Here is a 1,036-nt window from a genome sequence, read left to right on the forward strand (position 1 = left end):
GGGCAATGCCGGCATGGTGGCCGCGATCCTCAACGCTTCGGGGACCGGCAACATCGACGTGACCGCCAACGGCTCCATCGACGCCCGGTTCGGCATCGACGCCGAGAACTTCGGATCGGGCTCGACCACGGTGACCACGGTCGGTCCGGTCACCGCGACCAGCGGCAACGGCATCTATGCGCAGTCGGCCGGCGCCGCCGTCACGGTGACGGCGGGCGACGTGACGTCCACCGGCAACACGGCCATCATCGCCCGGCAGACCAAGGCAGCAGGCTCGGGCGCGGTCAATGTGACCGCGGGCGATGTCTCGGGGACGACCGGCATCGAGGCAACCAACTACGGCACCGGCGCGATCGGCATCACCGCCAATGGCACGGTGACCGGCACACTTGCCGAGGGCATCAAGGCGACCGGCAACGGCGCGGTGAGCGTGAGCGTCGCCGACACGGTGACCGGCGCCACGATCGGCCTGTCGCTGACCGGCGGCACCGGCGGTGCGGGCGACATCAGCGTCACCGGCACCGGCGGGTTCGTCGGCGGGACCGGCAACGCTGCGACCATCCAGAACAACGGCTCGGGCACGGTCACGGTCGACATCTCCGGCGCGAGCAGTTCGACCGGCGGCGAAGGCTTCGTCGTGCGCGACACGGCGGCCGGCGGCGACATCAGCGTCACCACGGGCGCGGTGACCCCACTGACCGCGGGCAAGGATGCCATCGACGTCCAGACCCAGTCGACGACCGCCGATATCACGGAGGTCGCCAACGGCAACCTCCAGGCGGGGGCAATGCCGGCATGGTGGCCGCGATCCTCAACGCTTCGGGGACCGGCAACATCGACGTGACCGCCAACGGCTCCATCGACGCCCGGTTCGGCATCGACGCCGAGAACTTCGGATCGGGCTCGACCACGGTGACCACGGTCGGTCCGGTCACCGCGACCAGCGGCAACGGCATCTATGCGCAGTCGGCCGGCGCCGCCGTCACGGTGACGGCGGGCGACGTGACGTCCACCGGCAACACGGCCATCATCGCCC

1 protein-coding gene and 1 pseudogene are annotated in these 1,036 nt (G+C 70.6%); both read left to right on the top strand.

Annotated elements, in window-relative coordinates; translation table 11 throughout:
- Positions 1-844, top strand: a pseudogene (locus tag NKI21_RS32330) (autotransporter outer membrane beta-barrel domain-containing protein); the annotation flags it as partial.
- On the top strand, positions 796-1,036 hold a 241-nt coding region (locus tag NKI21_RS32335; RefSeq protein WP_352869320.1), incomplete at its 3' end, for a hypothetical protein. The pseudogene NKI21_RS32330 and the gene NKI21_RS32335, both read left to right, overlap by 49 nt.

This window comes from Mesorhizobium sp. M0715, assembly GCF_040320355.1.
In the GTDB taxonomy this organism is placed as follows: Bacteria; Pseudomonadota; Alphaproteobacteria; order Rhizobiales; family Rhizobiaceae; genus Mesorhizobium.